The organism is Streptomyces sp. NPDC051662 (genome assembly GCF_040681655.1).
Taxonomy (GTDB): Bacteria; Actinomycetota; Actinomycetes; order Streptomycetales; family Streptomycetaceae; genus Streptomyces.
In genome coordinates, this window is sequence record NZ_JBFAZD010000001.1 from 509,537 (window position 1) to 524,600 (window position 15,064).

Below are 15,064 nucleotides of genomic sequence, written 5' to 3' on the forward strand. Positions count from 1 at the left end.
ATGACGAGCACGAGCACCAGCGACAGCGCCGCGGAGCGGTTCACGGAACGGCTGTCGGAGACCACCCTGCTGCGGTTCGCCACCGCTGGCTCCGTCGACGACGGCAAGTCCACGCTCGTCGGCCGGCTGCTGCACGACTCCAAGTCGGTGCTGACCGATCAGCTGGAGGCCGTCGAGCACGCCTCCCGCAACCGCGGCCAGGAGACACCCGATCTGGCGCTGCTCACCGACGGGCTGCGGGCCGAGCGCGAACAGGGCATCACGATCGATGTCGCCTACCGCTACTTCGCCACGCCCCGGCGGCGGTTCATCCTCGCCGACACCCCCGGGCATGTGCAGTACACCCGCAACATGGTCACCGGAGCCTCCACCGCCGAACTGGCCGTGGTCCTCGTCGACGCCCGGAACGGCGTGGTCGAGCAGACCCGCCGCCATGCCGCGGTCGCCGCGCTGCTGCGGGTCCCGCATGTGGTCCTGGCCGTCAACAAGATGGACCTCGTCGCGTACGCGGAGCCCGTGTTCGCCGCGATCGCCGAGGAGTTCACGGCCTACGCGGCCTCCTTGGGCGTCCCGGAGATCACGACGATCCCGATCTCCGCGCTGGCCGGTGACAATGTCGTGGAGCCGTCCGCGCACATGGACTGGTACGGCGGCCCGACCGTGCTGGAGTATCTGGAGACCGTCCCGGTCAGCCATGATCTGGCCGACTGCCCCGCGCGCTTCCCGGTGCAGTACGTGATCCGCCCGCAGAGCGCCGAGCACCCCGACTACCGCGGCTACGCGGGCCAGATCGCCTCCGGGGTGCTGCGTGTCGGCGACCCGGTGACCGTCCTGCCCTCGGGCCGTACGAGCACGATCGAGGGCATCGACGCGCTGGGCGTCGGCGTGGGCGCGGGCACCACCGTGGACGCCGCGTGGGCGCCGCAGTCCGTGACGGTCCGGCTCGCCGACGACATCGACATCTCGCGCGGCGATCTGATCGCGCCCACCGCGCAGCTGCCCGCCACGACCCAGGAGGTCGAGGCGACGGTCTGCCATGTCGCCGACCAGCCGCTGACCGTGGGCCGGCGGGTGCTGCTGAAGCACACCACCCGTACGGTCAAGGCGATCGTGAAGGACATCCCGTCCCGGCTGACGCTGGACGATCTCTCCCAGCATCCGGCGCCGGGACAGCTCGTGGCCAATGACATCGGGCGGGTGAGGGTCCGTACCGCCGAGCCGATCGCGCTCGACAGCTACGCCGACTCCCGGCACACCGGCTCCTTCCTGCTGATCGACCCCGCCGACGGTACGACGCTGAGCGCCGGTATGGCGGGCGACGCCTTCGCGGCGGCGGCCACCGCGCGCGACGGCGCCACCACCGGCGCCACCACCGACGACGAGGGCTGGGACTTCTGATGCCTGCGGTCGAAGACGTCTTCGCGACGTTCGCGAAGGAGGGCGGCCGGGTCGGCAGCGGCGCCCTCGGCGCGGGAACGGGCGGGGTGGCGCGATGTGCGCGATGACGTACGCGCACCGCACGCGCGCCCGCACCCCCCACCCGCAGTACCCGTACGACCCGTTCCGCCGAAGACCTGCCGACTTCCCGGCCGCGCCCCTGACGTAGAGAAGAGGGCGTGAGCACCGGGCCAACGAGAGGAACCCCTCCCGTGCCTGTCTCCCGCACCACCGCCCGCCGCGGACTCACCCTCGTGGCCGCACTGCCGCTGCTCGCCGTCGCGGTCACCTCCTGCGGCTACGGCGCCGAGTCCGACAAGAGCGACAACGCCGCCCCGGCCGCCGAGGGCAAGGCGCTCTCCGCCGACACGGTGAAGATCGGCTACTTCCCGAACCTCACCCACGCGACCGCCCTGATCGGGATCCTGGACGGTCACTTCCAGAAGGAGCTGGGCGGTACGAAGGTGGCGCCCTCGACCTTCAACGCGGGCCCCTCCGAGATCGAGGCCCTCAACGCGGGCAGCATCGACATCGGCTTCATCGGCCCCTCGCCGGCCATCAACGGCTACACCCAGACCGATGGCAAGAGCCTGCGTATCATCGGCGGCTCCGCCTCGGGCGGGGTGAAGCTCGTGGTCAACCCGGCGAAGATCAAGACCCTGGACGATGTCAAGGGCAAGAAGATCGCCACCCCGCAGCTGGGCAACACGCAGGACGTGGCGTTCCTCAACTGGATCTCCGAGAAGGGCTGGAAGGTCGACGCCCAGTCCGGCAAGGGCGATGTCTCCGTCGTCCGTACGGACAACAAGATCACCCCGGACGCCTACGCATCCGGTTCCATCGACGGCGCGTGGGTGCCGGAGCCGACCGCGTCCAAGCTGGTCGCGGAGGGCGCCAAGGTGCTGCTCGACGAGTCGGACCTGTGGCCGGACAAGAAGTTCGTGATCACGAACATCATCGTGTCGCAGAAGTTCCTCAGCGAGCACCCGGACGTGGTCGAGGCCGTGCTGCGCGGCTCGGTGAAGACCAACGACTGGATCAACGCCAACGAGGACAAGGCGAAGGTGTCCGCCAACGAGGCGCTGAAGAGGCTCTCCGGCAAGGCGCTGCCGCCCGAGGTCCTGGACCCCGCGTGGCAGTCCATCGAGATCACCAATGACCCGCTGGCCGCGACGCTCCAGGCGGAGGCCGATCACGCGGTCAAGGCCGGGCTGCTCAAGAAGCCGGACCTGAAGGGCATCTACGACCTGGGGCCCCTCAACAAGGTGCTCAAGGCCGCCGGCCGGCCCGAGGTGGCCGACGCCGGTCTCGGCGCCGAATAAGCCGGCATCCGGACCGTATCCAGCCGTTCCCAGGAGGTGACGACCATGGCCACAACCTTCGTCAAGGCCGCCGAGAGCACCCCGGCGGTGGACCACGCCGCCCGTATCGCGCACGTCTCGAAGTCCTTCGTGACACCGGCCGGGCAGCAGCTCGTGCTGGACGACATCACGCTCGATGTCGCACCGGGCGAGTTCGTCACCCTCCTGGGAGCCTCAGGATGCGGTAAGTCGACCCTGCTCAATCTGGTCGCCGGGCTCGACCGGCCGTCCGCCGGGTCCATCGAGACCCCCGGCGGCCGGCCCGCCCTGATGTTCCAGGAGCACGCGCTGTTCCCGTGGCTGACCGCGGGCAAGAACATCGAACTGGCGCTGCGGCTGCGCGGCGTGCCCAAGCAGGAGCGGCGCGACGAGGCGGAGCGGCTGCTCGGTCTCGTACGGCTGGGGGGCTCCTACGGCAAGCGTGTGCACGAGCTGTCCGGCGGGATGCGGCAGCGGGTCGCGCTGGCCCGCGCGCTCGCCCAGGACAGTCAACTCCTGCTGATGGACGAGCCGTTCGCGGCGCTGGACGCGATCACCCGGGACGTCCTGCACGACGAGCTCACCCGTATCTGGCGGGAGACGAGTCTGTCGGTCCTCTTCGTCACCCACAACGTGCGCGAGGCGGTACGGCTCGCGCAGCGCGTCGTGCTGCTGTCGTCACGCCCCGGCCGGGTGGCCCGTGAGTGGCGGGTGGACATCCCGCAGCCGCGCCGTATCGAGGACAGCGCCGTCGCGGAGCTGTCCGTCGAGATCACCGAAGAACTGCGTGGGGAGATCCGCCGCCATGGCCAGCACTGAGACGACGCGGAAGGGCACGTCGCCGAAGGACATACCGGCGGAGGACTCCTCGTCGGAAGGCGCCTCGCCGGAGGACGCGTCGCGGCATGGCGACATGGCCGGTCTTGAGGCCGGACTCGACGCGCTGGACACCGTACAGACCGGGCGTCCACCGCTGCGCCAGACGCTCGTCCAGAAGGTGCTGCCGCCGGTCGTCGCCGTCGCGCTGGTGCTGGTGGTGTGGCAGGTCCTGGTCTGGGCCGAGGTCACCGACGGCTACAAGCTCCCCTCGCCCGGCGCGGTGTGGGGAGAGGTGTCCGACGCCTGGGCGCAGGGCACACTGCTCGGCTATATCTGGACCAGTGTGTCGCGCGGTCTGCTGGGCTTCCTGCTGGCGCTGGTGATCGGCACACCGCTCGGACTGCTGGTCGCCCGGGTGAAGTTCGTCCGCGCGGCCATCGGCCCGATCCTCTCCGGACTCCAGTCGCTGCCGTCGGTGGCCTGGGTGCCGCCGGCCGTGATCTGGCTGGGGCTCAACGACTCGATGATGTACGCGGTCATCCTGCTCGGCGCGGTCCCCTCGATCGCCAACGGCCTGGTCTCCGGGGTCGATCAGGTACCTCCGCTCTTCCTGCGGGCCGGGCGTACGCTCGGCGCCACCGGGCTGCGCGGCACCTGGCACATCGTCATGCCGGCCGCGCTGCCCGGCTATCTGGCCGGACTGAAGCAGGGCTGGGCGTTCTCCTGGCGCTCGCTGATGGCCGCGGAGATCATCGCGTCCTCGCCCGATCTCGGCGTGGGTCTCGGGCAGCTGCTGGAGAACGGCCGTACGGTAGGCAGTATGCCGATGGTGTTCCTCGCCATCTTCCTGATCCTGATCGTCGGTATCGCCATCGACCTGCTGATCTTCAGTCCGCTGGAGCGACGGGTGCTGCGGGGCCGCGGTCTTCTGGTGAAGAGCTGATTCCCATGCACCACAGACATCCCGGGCACCACGGAGAGCCCGCGCGCCACGCGCGCCCTCCCGTACTGCTGGTCATCGCCCACGGCAGCCGCGACCCCCGGCATGCCGCGACCGTGCACGCCCTCACCGGACGGCTGCGGTCGCTGCGGCCGGGGCTGCGCGTGGAAACCGGGTTCCTGGACTTCAACGCGCCGTCCGTGCCCCAGCTGCTCGATCGGCTGGCGCTGGAGGACGTACGGGACGTGATCGCCCTGCCGCTGCTGCTGACGCGCGCCTTCCACGCCACGTCCGACATCCCGGCGGTGCTGCGCGAGGCGTCGGCGCGCCACCCGCGGCTGCGGATCCGGCAGGCCGAGGTGCTCGGTCCCTCGCCGCTGCTGATGGACGCGCTGGAGCGGCGGCTGTACGAGGCGGGGCTCACCCCCGCCGACAAGGGCTCGACCGGGGTCGTCCTGGCCGCGGCGGGCTCCTCGGACCCGGAGGCGATCGCGGTGATCGCTGAAATCGCGCGGGAGTGGCGGCACACCGGTTGGTGCGCCGTGCGGCCCGCGTTCGCCTCCGCATCACTGCCCCGCACCGAGGACGCGGTGCGGGCACTGCGCGCGGAGGGCGCCCGACGGGTCGCCGTGGCCCCGTACGTCATCGCCCCCGGCTTTCTGCCCGACCGCATCGCGGCCGGCGCCCGGGAGGGCGGCGCGCAGGTGCTGGCCGGGGTGCTCGGCGCCGCCCCCGAGCTGGCGCGACTGCTGCTGCGCCGCTACGACGAGAGGGCGTCGGCCCCGGAACACTTCACCACGCTGGCCCGCCCCGCGTAGCCACGTCACGGAGTCACGCCGTCCCTGTCTGTCATGGGCCGGCCCATACCCGGCGGTACCGTTCGGCCCTATGCGTGGCGCTCATCTGTGCGGAGACTCGGAAGAGCGGAAGGGTGATAGCCATGGAATCCAAGGAATGGACCGTGCGAATCCACATCACGGAAGAGGGCAACGAGACCAAGGCCGATGCCGTCCTGACCACCCGGGACACCTCACGCATCGCGGGCAGAGGCATGGCACGGCGCAATCCGATCGACCGGACCGTACCCGAGATAGGCGACGAACTCGCCGCCAGCCGCGCGCTGGAGGATCTGGCCATCCGGCTGCATGACGTGGCCTCCGACGACATCGTCGACCTCGCCGGCCCCGCGGAGTCCTCCCAGAGGTGACGAGGCCCGGCCGACTGTCCGCGCCACGCGGTGAGCGGGCGCGGACGGAGCGGCCGGGGGCCGGCCACCGGCCGGTGGACGGCGCGCGCCGAACGGGCCGGCCGCACCGCGCCGGGCCCCACCCCTCATGAACCGGAACAGGTCCCCGACCTAGTCGAACAGCGTGCCCTGGTGGAAGAAGAGCAGCCAGCCGTCGTCGGTCAGCCGCCACAGTGAACTGCGGTGCGCCCGGCGGCCGTTGGAGTCGCTGTCGTAGGTCAGCTGCACCACGTCGGGCGCGAGCCGCACCCCCCGCATCTTGGAGGTGGTGATCGGCGGGGGCGCCGGGGATCCGCCCTCCGTGAGCAGGGCGATGACCGAGGCACGGTTCCACTCCCGGCCGGAGGCGCCGAACTCCCTGAACTCCGGGTGGAGAAGCTCCGCGAGAAGGGCGGGCGAGGACCGTACCGCCCGGTCGAGCAGCCGCAGTTCGGCCCGGATGGCGGCGGAGATCGCGGACGTTCTGTCAGCCACGGGTGAGCTCCACCAGTTTGAGGACGGTGTTCCAGTTCCGGCTGGTGGCGATGACGCCCTTGAACAGGCCCGGCCTGGCCAGCGCCGCGGCGAGCTTCGAGCGGCCGAGGCCGTCCGGCGCGTAGAGATACAGCGCGCGGTCGCCCAGCCGGAATTCCTCGGGGAGGTACGCGGCCGGCTGGAGCGACGCGAGCCGCTCGGGGCCCACCGGTTCGGAGAAGCAGGTGAGATGGAGCTGCCTGCCCTCCAGCGTGTGCGCCGGGAAGGGGCAGGCCTCGGTGACGGCCCGCAGATACGGGGCGCCGCGCACCAGACAGTCGACGGTGAACCCGAAGCGCTGCTCGATGGCGCGCTCCAGAGCGGCGCCGAGAGCGCTCTCGTCATCCGATTCGCTGGTGAAGACGGCGTTGCCGCTCTGGAGGTAGGTACGGACATCACCGTGGCCCAGCTCCGAGAGCAGCTCGCGGAGGTCGGCCATCGGGACCCGTCTGTGGCCGCTCACATTGATCCCGCGCAGGAGGGCGGCGTACGTCGTGGTCATGAGCACACGATAGGACGGGAGACCGCGCGTGGGGCTCCCGGCGCGAGCGGGTCGCGGCGGGCTGCGCGCGACGTGTGCGGCGGGGGGCGCGACGGCCGCCGCACTCCGTGGGGGAGAGCGCGACGGCCGCCGGAGGTGCTGAGCCGGCCGGACCTACGGATGCGCCGGGGGTGTGCCGCTACTCGACGATCTTGAGCAGCTTGTTCGGCGTGCCCGCGGACGGGTTGGTGATGGCATCCGGGACGGCCCCGTCGGTCAGGGCCGTGGCGACCTGGTCCGGGGTGGCGTCCGGGTGACCGGCGAGATAGAGCGCGGCGGCGCCGACGACATGGGGCGTCGCCATCGAGGTGCCGGAGATGGTGTTGACGCCGGTGTCGCTGTCGTTCCAGTCCGAGGTGATGGCGGAGCCCGGCGCGTAGAGGTCCACCAACGAGCCGTAGTTGGAGAAGCCCGACTGAGCGTCGGCCTCGGTGGACGAGGCGACCGTAATGGCCTCCTCGACCCGCGCGGGTGAGGTCAGGCTCGCGTCGCCGGCGTTGTTTCCGGCCGCGACACCGAAGGTGACGCCGGAGGCGATGGCGTTACGGACGGCCTCGTCGAGGGCGGGGTCGGCGCCGCCGCCGAGGCTCATATTGGCGACGGAGGGGCCCTGGTGGTTGGCGGCGACCCAGTCGATTCCGGCCACGACCTGCTCGGTGGTGCCGAAGCCGTTGTCGTCGAGCACCCGGACGGAGACGATCTTGGCCTTCTTGGCGACGCCGTGCGCGGCGCCCGCGATGGTGCCGGCCACATGCGTGCCGTGGCCGTAGCCGTCATCGGCGGAGTCGTCACCGTCGATGGCGTCGTAGCCGTAGCTCGCGCGGCCCTCGAAGTCCTGGTGGCTGATCCGGACTCCGGTGTCGAGGACATACGCCGTCACGCCCTCGCCCGCGCTGTCCGGGTAGGTGTAGGCGTGGTCACCGGCGGTCGCGGTCTGGTCGATCCGGTCGAGACCCCAGGACGGCGGGTTGTCCTGGGTGGCGCTGACGGTGAACGTCCTGTTCTGGACGACCTTGTCGACAGCCGGATCGGCCGCGAGGCGCTTGGCCTCCTTCACGGTGAGTCCACTGGCGGAGAAGCCGTCGACGGCCGTGCGGTAGTCGCGCCTCAGCTGACCTCCGTACTCCTTCGCGAGGTCCTTCTTGTCGGTCTTCCTGGCGGTCCGCTGGTCCAGCAGCACGATATAGCTGCCGGCGACCGCGTCCTCGGCGTCGGCGCCGTACACCACTCCCTGTGCCGGAGCCGCGCCCGCTGTGGGGGAGGTGAACGCGGTGATTCCGGCGGCGGCGGCCACGGCGGTGAGGGCGGCGGTGAGCTTGATCCTGCTCGCGCGCTTCTGTATAGCCATGAAGAGGGGACTCCTCGTCACTGTCTGTGGGGGGATCGCCCGCAGGACGGAAGATCTCCGGCGGGCTGATGCGAAACCCTGGCCGATTGACGCGCTCATATCAAGACCTTCATGCGGCCGTGACGAGGTAAACAACTTTCCGTCATAGGAAATCGGCCAGTCCGAAAGCTGTCGGCCCTGGCCGCCAACCCCCTTCAGGCGAAGGGAGCTTCGATCCTCCTGGTGAGAGATGTCCCCACGGTCACGGGAGGAGGGAGCCCCCCTCCCGGACCGCCGGCGCGCGGGACGATACGGCTTGAACCCGCCGCTGCCCGAACCCCCGACCCGGTTGACCGGGGCGGCCGTTCATTGAGCGCGCGCGGTTCAGTGAACGCGGGGCCGTTCAGTGAACGCGGGGCCGTTCAGTGAGCGCGCGCCGTTCGCACCGCACACGCGCCGCTCAGGCCGCGCCCTTCGGCAGGGCCTCCTCGATCAGCTCCGCCGCCCGTCGCGTACCGCCCTCCGCCGCCATCTCGCGCGCGATCTCCCCGAGCCGCTCGGCCACTTCGGCGTCCGAGGCCAGGGCGAGAACCGCCGCGCGCAGGGCCTCGGGGGTGGCCGTCTCCGCGTCGAGACGACGCGCCACGCCCAGCGCGACCAGCGCGTCGGCGTTGCCGAACTGGTCGACGGCCTGCGGCACCGCGACCATCGGCGTGCCCGTCGCCAGCCCCTCCTGGCTGCCGCCGGCGCCCGCGTGGGTGATGAACGCGTCGGCCTGCTTGAGTACGGCGAGCTGCGGCACCCAGTGGTGCACCTCCACATTGGCCGGTACGTCGCCCAACTCGGCCTCGTCGACATACGCGCCGATCTGCAGGACGACATGCCAGCCCGGCAGATCCCCGAACGCCTCGACACACGCCCGGTAGAAGGCGGGCTGCTTGGTGAAGGCCGAACCGAGCGAGACCAGCAGCACCCGCTCCGCCCCGGCGGGCCGCCGCCACTCCCCCTGTTCCGCGCGGTCCCCCTGACAGGCACCGACGAAGGTGAACACGGACTTGTCCACGGATTCGGCCTTGTACTGGAGCACCTTGGGGATCAGTACGAGGGAACGGGCCGGCCTGGCGACCAGCCGGTCCGGGTCGGTGTGGTCCATGTCGTGCTCGTCCAGCCACTCCTGGAACCGCGCGCGGTACGCCCTGCCGCGTTCGGAGGCGTTGAGTTCCGCGAGCATCGGTTCGGCGACATCCTTCTCGTATCCCTCCCAGGCGACGGCGTGCGTCGAGAACTGGAGGTACGGAACGCCCCAGCGGTGCGCGAGCAGGGGCGCCTCATAGGCCGTGGTGTCGCCGAGTACCAGATCGGGGCGGTCGTCCTCGAACGCCTCGGCCAGTTGGGGCAGCGCCTGGATGGCGTCGTCGAGGAACGGCTCCAGATTGTCGATCAGCTCCGTGCCCCAGGCTTCGGGATCGTCGTCGGGGCCGGGCAGTACGGAGGTGTAGATCACCGGATCGGCGCCGGTGGCCGCGACCTTCGCGGCGAAGGAGGCGGGGATCGCGTAACTGACGCGATGGCCCCGGGCGACCAGCTCCCGGATGACCTCCAGGCTCGGGTTCACATGCCCGTGGGCGGCGATGCAGAACATGGCGATATGGGCACGCTTCGATGCGGTCATGGCCCGACCGTAGGCGAGACGAGACGTCTCGTGCAACTCAATACCGACGTGAGGCCGCCTCCACCGCGCCCCCTCGGCCCGCCGGGCGTACCGGCACGGATGCGAGACTTTGCCCGACAGGAGCCACCAACAGGTGCGACCACCAGAGGTAAGTGAGCCATCGATGGACGAGGCGCGGGCGCGGGAGATCCTGGCCGCGACGGGGCTGCCGCGCGACGCGGAACTGCTGGCCCTGGGAGAGAACGCGGTATTCGGAACGGCCGGGCTGGTCATCAAGGTCGGCCGGGACGCGACGGACCACACCGAGCTGCTCAAGCGGGCGCGGCGCGAGGTAGCTCTCGCGTCCTGGCTCGCGGAGTCCGGCATTCCGGCCGTACGGGCGGCCGAGCCGGAAGCGCGGTCGGTGGAAGGTCATCCGGTGACGCTCTGGCACCGGCTGCCGGCCGCCGTACGGCCCGCCGGGCCCGGCGAGCTGGCATCCCTCCTGCGGCAGGTGCACGCCCTGCCCGCCCCGGACCCGTCGCTGTTCACGCTCCCCCGCCGGGAACTGCTCGGTGGCGTCGAGCGCTGGCTGCGGCTGGCCGGGGACGCGATCGACCCGGCCGACGCCGATTATCTGCGTGGCCGCCGCGACGGCTTCGCCGAGGCCGCGGCCACGCTCGTCCCCCGGCTCCCCATGGGCCCGATCCACGGCGACGCGCTGCCGCGCAATGTCCATGTCGGCCCGGACGGCCCCGTCCTGGTCGATCTGGAGACCTTCTCCTCGGACCTCAGGGAACACGATCTGGTCGTCATGGCGCTCTCCCGCGACCGGTACGGTCTGCCCGCCGAGGCGTACGACACCTTCACCGCGGTCTACGGCTGGGACGTACGCGAATGGCCGGGCTGCCCGGTCCTGCGCGGCGCCCGCGAGACGGCCAGCTGCGCCTGGGTGGCCCAGCACGCGCCGGCCAACCCCAAGGCCCTGGACGAGTTCCGCCGCCGGGTCGCCTCGCTGCGCGACGACGATCCCGAGGTCCGCTGGTACCCGTTCTGACCGACCCGCGGGGCCCGCGGACGATCCTCAGACGCCGGCCGGGGGACGGGGCTCGCGCCTCATGGCCCACAGCACGGGCCCGCCGCCCGGCAGTCGCACCTCCTCGCGCACGGCGAATCCGAAGTGCTCGTAGACGGGCAGATTGGACGGCTTGGAGGACTCCAGATAGGCGGGCAGCCCCTCCGTATCGGCCTTGGCCAGACCCGAGCGCAGCAGGGCGGCCCCGTGTCCCTGACCCTGGGCGGCCGGGTCGGCGCCGATCACCGCCAGGTACCAGTGAGGTTCCTTCGGTGTGTGCTCGGCCGCAGCCTCGACGGCGTCGCGGAACAGCGGGGCACGGTCGCCGAGGATGTTCTGGAGTTCCTGGATGGTCTCCGCGTCAGGCACGGCCTTCGCCTGGCCCTCCGGCGATACCCAGAAGGCGGCCCCCGCGTCCGTGCGCTCGCACACGCCGTGGTGGGCGTACTGCCGGGTGAAGAGCGTGGTGAAGTAACGGCCCAGCACCGCCTCGCGAGAGGAATCGTCGGGGAAGAACCAGCGCATCATCGGGTCATCTCCGAAGGCACGCGCCAGCGCCCGGCTGACCGGTTGAGCGTCGTCGAGCGTTGCCGCCCTCGGGGTGTTCTTTATCGGCATACGGGTCATTCTGCACCCCTGATGATCTTCGAAGAACGGCGGGGCGTCCTCTCGTTCGGAAACAGCGGACCGGCGCGGAGCCCGGGATCTATCGTGGTGCGGGAGATCCTCGGAAGGGGCGATCGATGGCTGCTGATGTCAGCGAACTGGTCCGGGTACTCCAAGCCATGGACCACGCGGTGAAGCTGCTGCGCGAGGAGGACACGCGGCTGCACGAGCTGCTCGGGCGGCAGCGGGGCGAGGACATGTCCGCGGGAAGTCCGCAGCAGACGCTGATCGGTATCGGCGAGCTGCGCAATGGCGCGGTGGAGTCCGCCGAGCGGATCGCCCTGGCGATCGGTTATGCCACCGCGGGGCTGGACAGGGCCGCCAGTGCGGCCAAGTGGGCCCGGCGCAAGCCGATAACGCTGCCGAGCGGAACGGAGCGGATGGCCCGCCCCCTGGGTGAGCGTACGGTCCGGGCACTGGAGCTGGTCCGCGACGCCAGTGCCTTCTTCGACGGCGACCTGGCCACCGCGATCGATGTCTGCCTCGCCGCTCCGCAGGCCACCTATCCGCCGCGGGACTGGTCCCTCGCCCACGGGCTGCGGCCGATCCCGGCATCCGACGGATGACACAGACGTAGGAGGTACGTCGTCCAGTGCGCGCGACGCCGGGGGCGTGCGCACACTGGACGACGCGGTGGGACTCTCACCACACGCCTCAGTACGGCCGGGCCTTCTTCGCGAAGGCCGGCGCCACCTTGTCCTGCGAAGCGCTGGGGAAGGAGATCGTGTTCGGGTCCCCGTCCGAGACGTACCAGTTCTTCCCCTCGGCGAGCTTGTCCAGCCATCGCGACGAACCGAACTCGGCGTCCGGGTCCTTGGGGCCCGCCGAGCGGATCCGCGGGATCGCGCCGGGTTTGAAGTCCTTGGTGAACGGCGAGACCGACGGGTTGGCGCCCACGAGGTACACCCCGTCGTTGCGGTAGCCCGTCCCCTTCGCGGCGACCTCGGGCGGCTTGGGCATGGCACCGAAGGGCAGGGCGAGGGACGTGACCTTGGTCCCGGGCGCGGCCTTCACGATCGCCTGCTGTCCGCCGGCGATGGCCCGCGCGGCGCCCGCCTGGTCCAGGGAGCCCAGGTTCGGGTGCCGGTCGGTGTGGTTGCCGATCTCGTACCCGTGAGCCTTCAGCCATGCGAGCGCCTTGGCGGGACCGGTGGCCGAGAAGGCGTCCGCGTTGACGAAGAAGGTCGCCACCGGCTTGAACTCGGGGTGCTTCTTCGCCGTCTCCGCCAGGATCGCGATGGCCGAGTCCCGCGTCGGGTTGCCGCTCGCGTCGAGGCTCACCTGGCTGTTGGTCGAGTCGTCGAACGTGAGGACCACCGGGTGCGTTCCGGCCGGGATGTCGATGTGGCCCGTCTGGAAGTCCCGGGCGGTGACCGGCACGTACTTCTCCCGGGCGAGGCGCTCCAGCTCGGCCCGGAAATCGGCCGGGGTACGGTCGTAGACGCTGGTCGGCTTGGCGGTGAGCTGGTGGTACATCAGGACCGGCACCTGGCCGAGTTCGTCGGCACCCACCTCCGCCGGTGCTTTCGCGACGACGGGGCTGGCCATCGCCGCCGAGGCGGCCGACTGACCACCGGCTGATGACGACCCCGGGGAACAGCCCGAGGCGAGCAGGGCGGCGCCCGCCAGGGCGCAGAGCGGGACGAGCGGGTGGCGCATGAGGGACCTCCAAGGCGAATGTGTCGCGCCATCCCTACCGGCGGCGGGAGCCCCCGTACCGCACCGTCCCCTGGATGGCGCAGTCACCACGCCGGAGCCGAACGCGGCCGTTCGTGTGAAATCCCGTCAGAACAGGAGCGCCGACACGCCGGTGCGGCAAGCAATGGAGGAACCACCTCCGGCCACAGCACGAAGGGCGTCATGATGGCCACGACACACATATCCCGTTCTCCCTCCTCCTACCGTCCCCACCGTCCGGCCCGCCGACGCGCCCTGATAGCGACGGCCGTGGCGCTCGCACTGGCCGGAGCCGGCGTCGGGGCCTGGACCTTCCTCGCGCCGGGACCGGGCGTGCAGGGTCTCAGCGATGGCGCCGTCCTCGACGGACGCAAGGCCGCACAGGTGAGCGCCTACCTCGACGCCGGGGAAGCCGGCAGCAAGGACAAGGTGCGCGCCACCCTCGATGGCACGGTGGTCCCCATCACCGCTGAGGGCGCCCGGCTGAAACTCGGCCTCCCGCGCCTGACCGAGGGCAAGCACACCCTGGTGGTGGAGGGCGAGAGCAGTCTCCCCTTCGCCTCGTACCGCGAGGTCGTGGGCTTCACCGTGGATACCACCGCTCCCGATCTGACGGTGGCCGATCCCGAGATCAAGAACGCCAACGACCCCGTGACCGTCACCGGCAAGGCCTCCACCGACGCCAAGGTGAGCGTCGACGGCAAGGAGGTTCCCCTCGACAAGGGCGGTGCCTTCAAGATCACGGTTCCCAAGGGCACTCCCTCTGTGAACATCACCGCTGTGGACCGCGCCGGAAACCTCACCGCCAAGGCCGTGTCGACCCGGGGCCGTCGCCCCATGATCCGTGCCGCACACATCACCGCCATCGGCTGGGGCGACAAGACCCTGCGCACCAACGTCATGGCACTGGTCCGCAGCGGCAAGCTCAACGCCGTGGAACTGGACATCAAGGACGAGGACGGCGAGGTCGGGTACGCCTCCCAGGTGGCGCTGGCCCGTCAGATCGGCGCTGCCAAGGGCTACTACGACGCCCGCAAGGCCATTGCCGAGATCCACGCCGCCGGCGCCCAGGTCATCGGCCGCATCGTCGCCTTCCGTGACCCCAAGCTCGCCACGGCGGCCTGGAAGGCCGGCAAGCGCGACCAGGTCGTGCAGACCCCCGACGGCGGGGCGTACGCGGGCGGCGGTCACTACGGAAACCTCGCCTTCACCAACTTCGCCGACCCCACGGTCCGCAAGTACAACCAGGACCTCGCCGTCGAAGCGGCTCAGCTCGGCTTCGACGACGTCCTCTACGACTACGTGCGCCGCCCCGACGGCCCGCTGTCGAAGATGCGCTTCCCCGGCATCGGATCCGCGACGCCCGAGCAGGCCATCACCTCGTTCGTCGGCGACACCCGGATCGCGATGCGCCCGCACGGCAAGTACCTCGGCGTCTCGGTCTTCGGTATAGCCGCGACCCGGCCCAAGGAGATCGCCCAGGACATCCCCGCCCTGGTCAAGGTCACCGACTACATCGCACCGATGGTCTACCCGTCCCACTGGGGGCCGGGTGAGTACGGTGTCGCCAACCCCGACACCGCCCCGTACGCGATCGTGCAGCGCTCGCTCGCCGACTTCCGCCGCCTGGCGAAGGGCACCCAGACCGAGATCGTCCCGTGGCTCCAGGACTTCTCGATGGGCAGCAAGTACGGGCCGACTCAGGTGGCCGACCAGATCAAGGCCGCGGCGGCCAACAAGATGAACTCCTTCATCCTCTGGAACGCCGGTGCGCGCTACCAGGGAGCGGCGCTGCAGCAGATCGCCGCGCACTGACGAGGGGGCGAGTGCCA

General features: G+C 70.8%; 15 protein-coding genes. 9 read left to right on the plus strand and 6 right to left on the minus strand.

All coding sequences use genetic code 11. The features are described 5' to 3' along the window. The 6 genes from AB0M67_RS02200 (at position 1) to AB0M67_RS02225 (ending at position 5,743) form a co-directional block, all read left to right on the plus strand. Positions 1–1,398 carry a GTP-binding protein gene (locus tag AB0M67_RS02200; RefSeq protein WP_365741634.1) on the plus strand — a complete coding sequence of 466 codons (1,398 nt, stop codon included), beginning with the start codon at positions 1–3 and terminating at the stop codon, positions 1,396–1,398. 251 nt (positions 1,399–1,649) lie between these two features. Beyond that, entirely contained in the window at positions 1,650–2,759 is a 1,110-nt protein-coding gene (locus tag AB0M67_RS02205) for an aliphatic sulfonate ABC transporter substrate-binding protein (RefSeq protein ID WP_365741636.1), read from the plus strand. Between the two features lie 45 nt (positions 2,760–2,804). Beyond that, on the plus strand, positions 2,805–3,596 hold the full coding sequence (locus AB0M67_RS02210; RefSeq protein ID WP_365741638.1) for an ABC transporter ATP-binding protein: 792 nt from the start codon (positions 2,805–2,807) through the stop codon (positions 3,594–3,596). Then, positions 3,583–4,539, plus strand: a complete 957-nt coding sequence (locus AB0M67_RS02215; RefSeq protein WP_365741640.1) for an ABC transporter permease — start codon at positions 3,583–3,585, stop codon at positions 4,537–4,539. Before AB0M67_RS02210 ends, AB0M67_RS02215 begins: the two co-directional genes overlap by 14 nt. Positions 4,540–4,544: 5 nt before the next feature. Then, the gene (locus AB0M67_RS02220; RefSeq protein WP_365741642.1) at positions 4,545–5,354 is read left to right on the plus strand and encodes a sirohydrochlorin chelatase; all 810 of its coding nucleotides are present in this window, start codon (positions 4,545–4,547) and stop codon (positions 5,352–5,354) included. A gap of 143 nt (positions 5,355–5,497) precedes the next feature. Beyond that, positions 5,498–5,743, plus strand: coding sequence for a dsRBD fold-containing protein (locus AB0M67_RS02225; protein ID WP_365741644.1), 246 nt, complete (start codon positions 5,498–5,500; stop codon positions 5,741–5,743). Positions 5,744–5,893: 150 nt separating this feature from the next. On the opposite strand, the gene AB0M67_RS02230 is transcribed toward AB0M67_RS02225, so the two are convergent. The 4 genes from AB0M67_RS02230 to mgt form a co-directional block, all read right to left on the minus strand. Beyond that, entirely contained in the window at positions 5,894–6,256 is a 363-nt protein-coding gene (locus tag AB0M67_RS02230; RefSeq protein WP_365741646.1) for a nuclear transport factor 2 family protein, read from the minus strand. Next, the gene (locus AB0M67_RS02235) at positions 6,249–6,797 is read right to left on the minus strand and encodes a DUF1697 domain-containing protein (protein ID WP_365741648.1); all 549 of its coding nucleotides are present in this window, start codon (positions 6,795–6,797) and stop codon (positions 6,249–6,251) included. The genes AB0M67_RS02230 and AB0M67_RS02235 overlap by 8 nt, the downstream gene beginning before the upstream one ends. 178 nt (positions 6,798–6,975) lie before the next feature. Continuing rightward, complete coding sequence (locus tag AB0M67_RS02240; RefSeq protein ID WP_365741650.1) at positions 6,976–8,184, minus strand: S8 family peptidase; 1,209 nt, start codon at positions 8,182–8,184, stop codon at positions 6,976–6,978. Positions 8,185–8,623: 439 nt separating this feature from the next. Continuing rightward, positions 8,624–9,835, minus strand: coding sequence for a macrolide-inactivating glycosyltransferase (gene mgt / locus AB0M67_RS02245; protein WP_365741652.1), 1,212 nt, complete (start codon positions 9,833–9,835; stop codon positions 8,624–8,626). A 163-nt stretch (positions 9,836–9,998) separates the two neighbouring features. On the opposite strand from mgt, the gene AB0M67_RS02250 reads away from it, so the two are divergent. Then, a complete protein-coding gene (locus AB0M67_RS02250) occupies positions 9,999–10,871 on the plus strand; it encodes an aminoglycoside phosphotransferase family protein (RefSeq protein ID WP_365741654.1) in 873 nt (290 codons plus the stop codon). 27 nt (positions 10,872–10,898) lie between these two features. Here the strand turns inward: AB0M67_RS02250 and AB0M67_RS02255 are convergent, their stop codons facing one another. Continuing rightward, the gene (locus AB0M67_RS02255; RefSeq protein ID WP_365741656.1) at positions 10,899–11,516 is read right to left on the minus strand and encodes a GNAT family N-acetyltransferase; all 618 of its coding nucleotides are present in this window, start codon (positions 11,514–11,516) and stop codon (positions 10,899–10,901) included. A 116-nt stretch (positions 11,517–11,632) separates the two neighbouring features. Between AB0M67_RS02255 and AB0M67_RS02260 the strand changes: the two genes are divergently transcribed. Then, positions 11,633–12,121 (plus strand): hypothetical protein, encoded by a 489-nt coding sequence (locus tag AB0M67_RS02260; protein WP_365741658.1) that lies wholly within the window; start codon positions 11,633–11,635, stop codon positions 12,119–12,121. 88 nt (positions 12,122–12,209) lie between these two features. Here the strand turns inward: AB0M67_RS02260 and AB0M67_RS02265 are convergent, their stop codons facing one another. Beyond that, positions 12,210–13,214: a polysaccharide deacetylase family protein gene (locus AB0M67_RS02265; RefSeq protein ID WP_365741660.1), complete on the minus strand. Its 1,005-nt coding sequence runs from the start codon at positions 13,212–13,214 to the stop codon at positions 12,210–12,212. A gap of 201 nt (positions 13,215–13,415) precedes the next feature. On the opposite strand from AB0M67_RS02265, the gene AB0M67_RS02270 reads away from it, so the two are divergent. Continuing rightward, positions 13,416–15,047, plus strand: a complete 1,632-nt coding sequence (locus AB0M67_RS02270) for a putative glycoside hydrolase (RefSeq protein WP_365741661.1) — start codon at positions 13,416–13,418, stop codon at positions 15,045–15,047. The last annotated feature ends 17 nt before the right edge of the window (positions 15,048–15,064 follow it).

Bases quoted from the DNA above. Each gene is read 5' to 3' on its own strand.
- AB0M67_RS02265 (WP_365741660.1), bottom strand. From the start codon at position 13,214: ATGCGCCACCCGCTCGTCCCGCTCTGCGCCCTGGCGGGCGCCGCCCTG.
- AB0M67_RS02255 (WP_365741656.1), bottom strand. From the start codon at position 11,516: ATGACCCGTATGCCGATAAAGAACACCCCGAGGGCGGCAACGCTCGAC.
- AB0M67_RS02215 (WP_365741640.1), top strand. From the start codon at position 3,583: ATGGCCAGCACTGAGACGACGCGGAAGGGCACGTCGCCGAAGGACATA.
- AB0M67_RS02220 (WP_365741642.1), top strand. From the start codon at position 4,545: ATGCACCACAGACATCCCGGGCACCACGGAGAGCCCGCGCGCCACGCG.
- mgt (WP_365741652.1), bottom strand. From the start codon at position 9,835: ATGACCGCATCGAAGCGTGCCCATATCGCCATGTTCTGCATCGCCGCC.
- AB0M67_RS02270 (WP_365741661.1), top strand. From the start codon at position 13,416: ATGATGGCCACGACACACATATCCCGTTCTCCCTCCTCCTACCGTCCC.
- AB0M67_RS02210 (WP_365741638.1), top strand. From the start codon at position 2,805: ATGGCCACAACCTTCGTCAAGGCCGCCGAGAGCACCCCGGCGGTGGAC.
- AB0M67_RS02250 (WP_365741654.1), top strand. From the start codon at position 9,999: ATGGACGAGGCGCGGGCGCGGGAGATCCTGGCCGCGACGGGGCTGCCG.
- AB0M67_RS02200 (WP_365741634.1), top strand. From the start codon at position 1: ATGACGAGCACGAGCACCAGCGACAGCGCCGCGGAGCGGTTCACGGAA.
- AB0M67_RS02240 (WP_365741650.1), bottom strand. From the start codon at position 8,184: ATGGCTATACAGAAGCGCGCGAGCAGGATCAAGCTCACCGCCGCCCTC.
- AB0M67_RS02235 (WP_365741648.1), bottom strand. From the start codon at position 6,797: ATGACCACGACGTACGCCGCCCTCCTGCGCGGGATCAATGTGAGCGGC.
- AB0M67_RS02260 (WP_365741658.1), top strand. From the start codon at position 11,633: ATGGCTGCTGATGTCAGCGAACTGGTCCGGGTACTCCAAGCCATGGAC.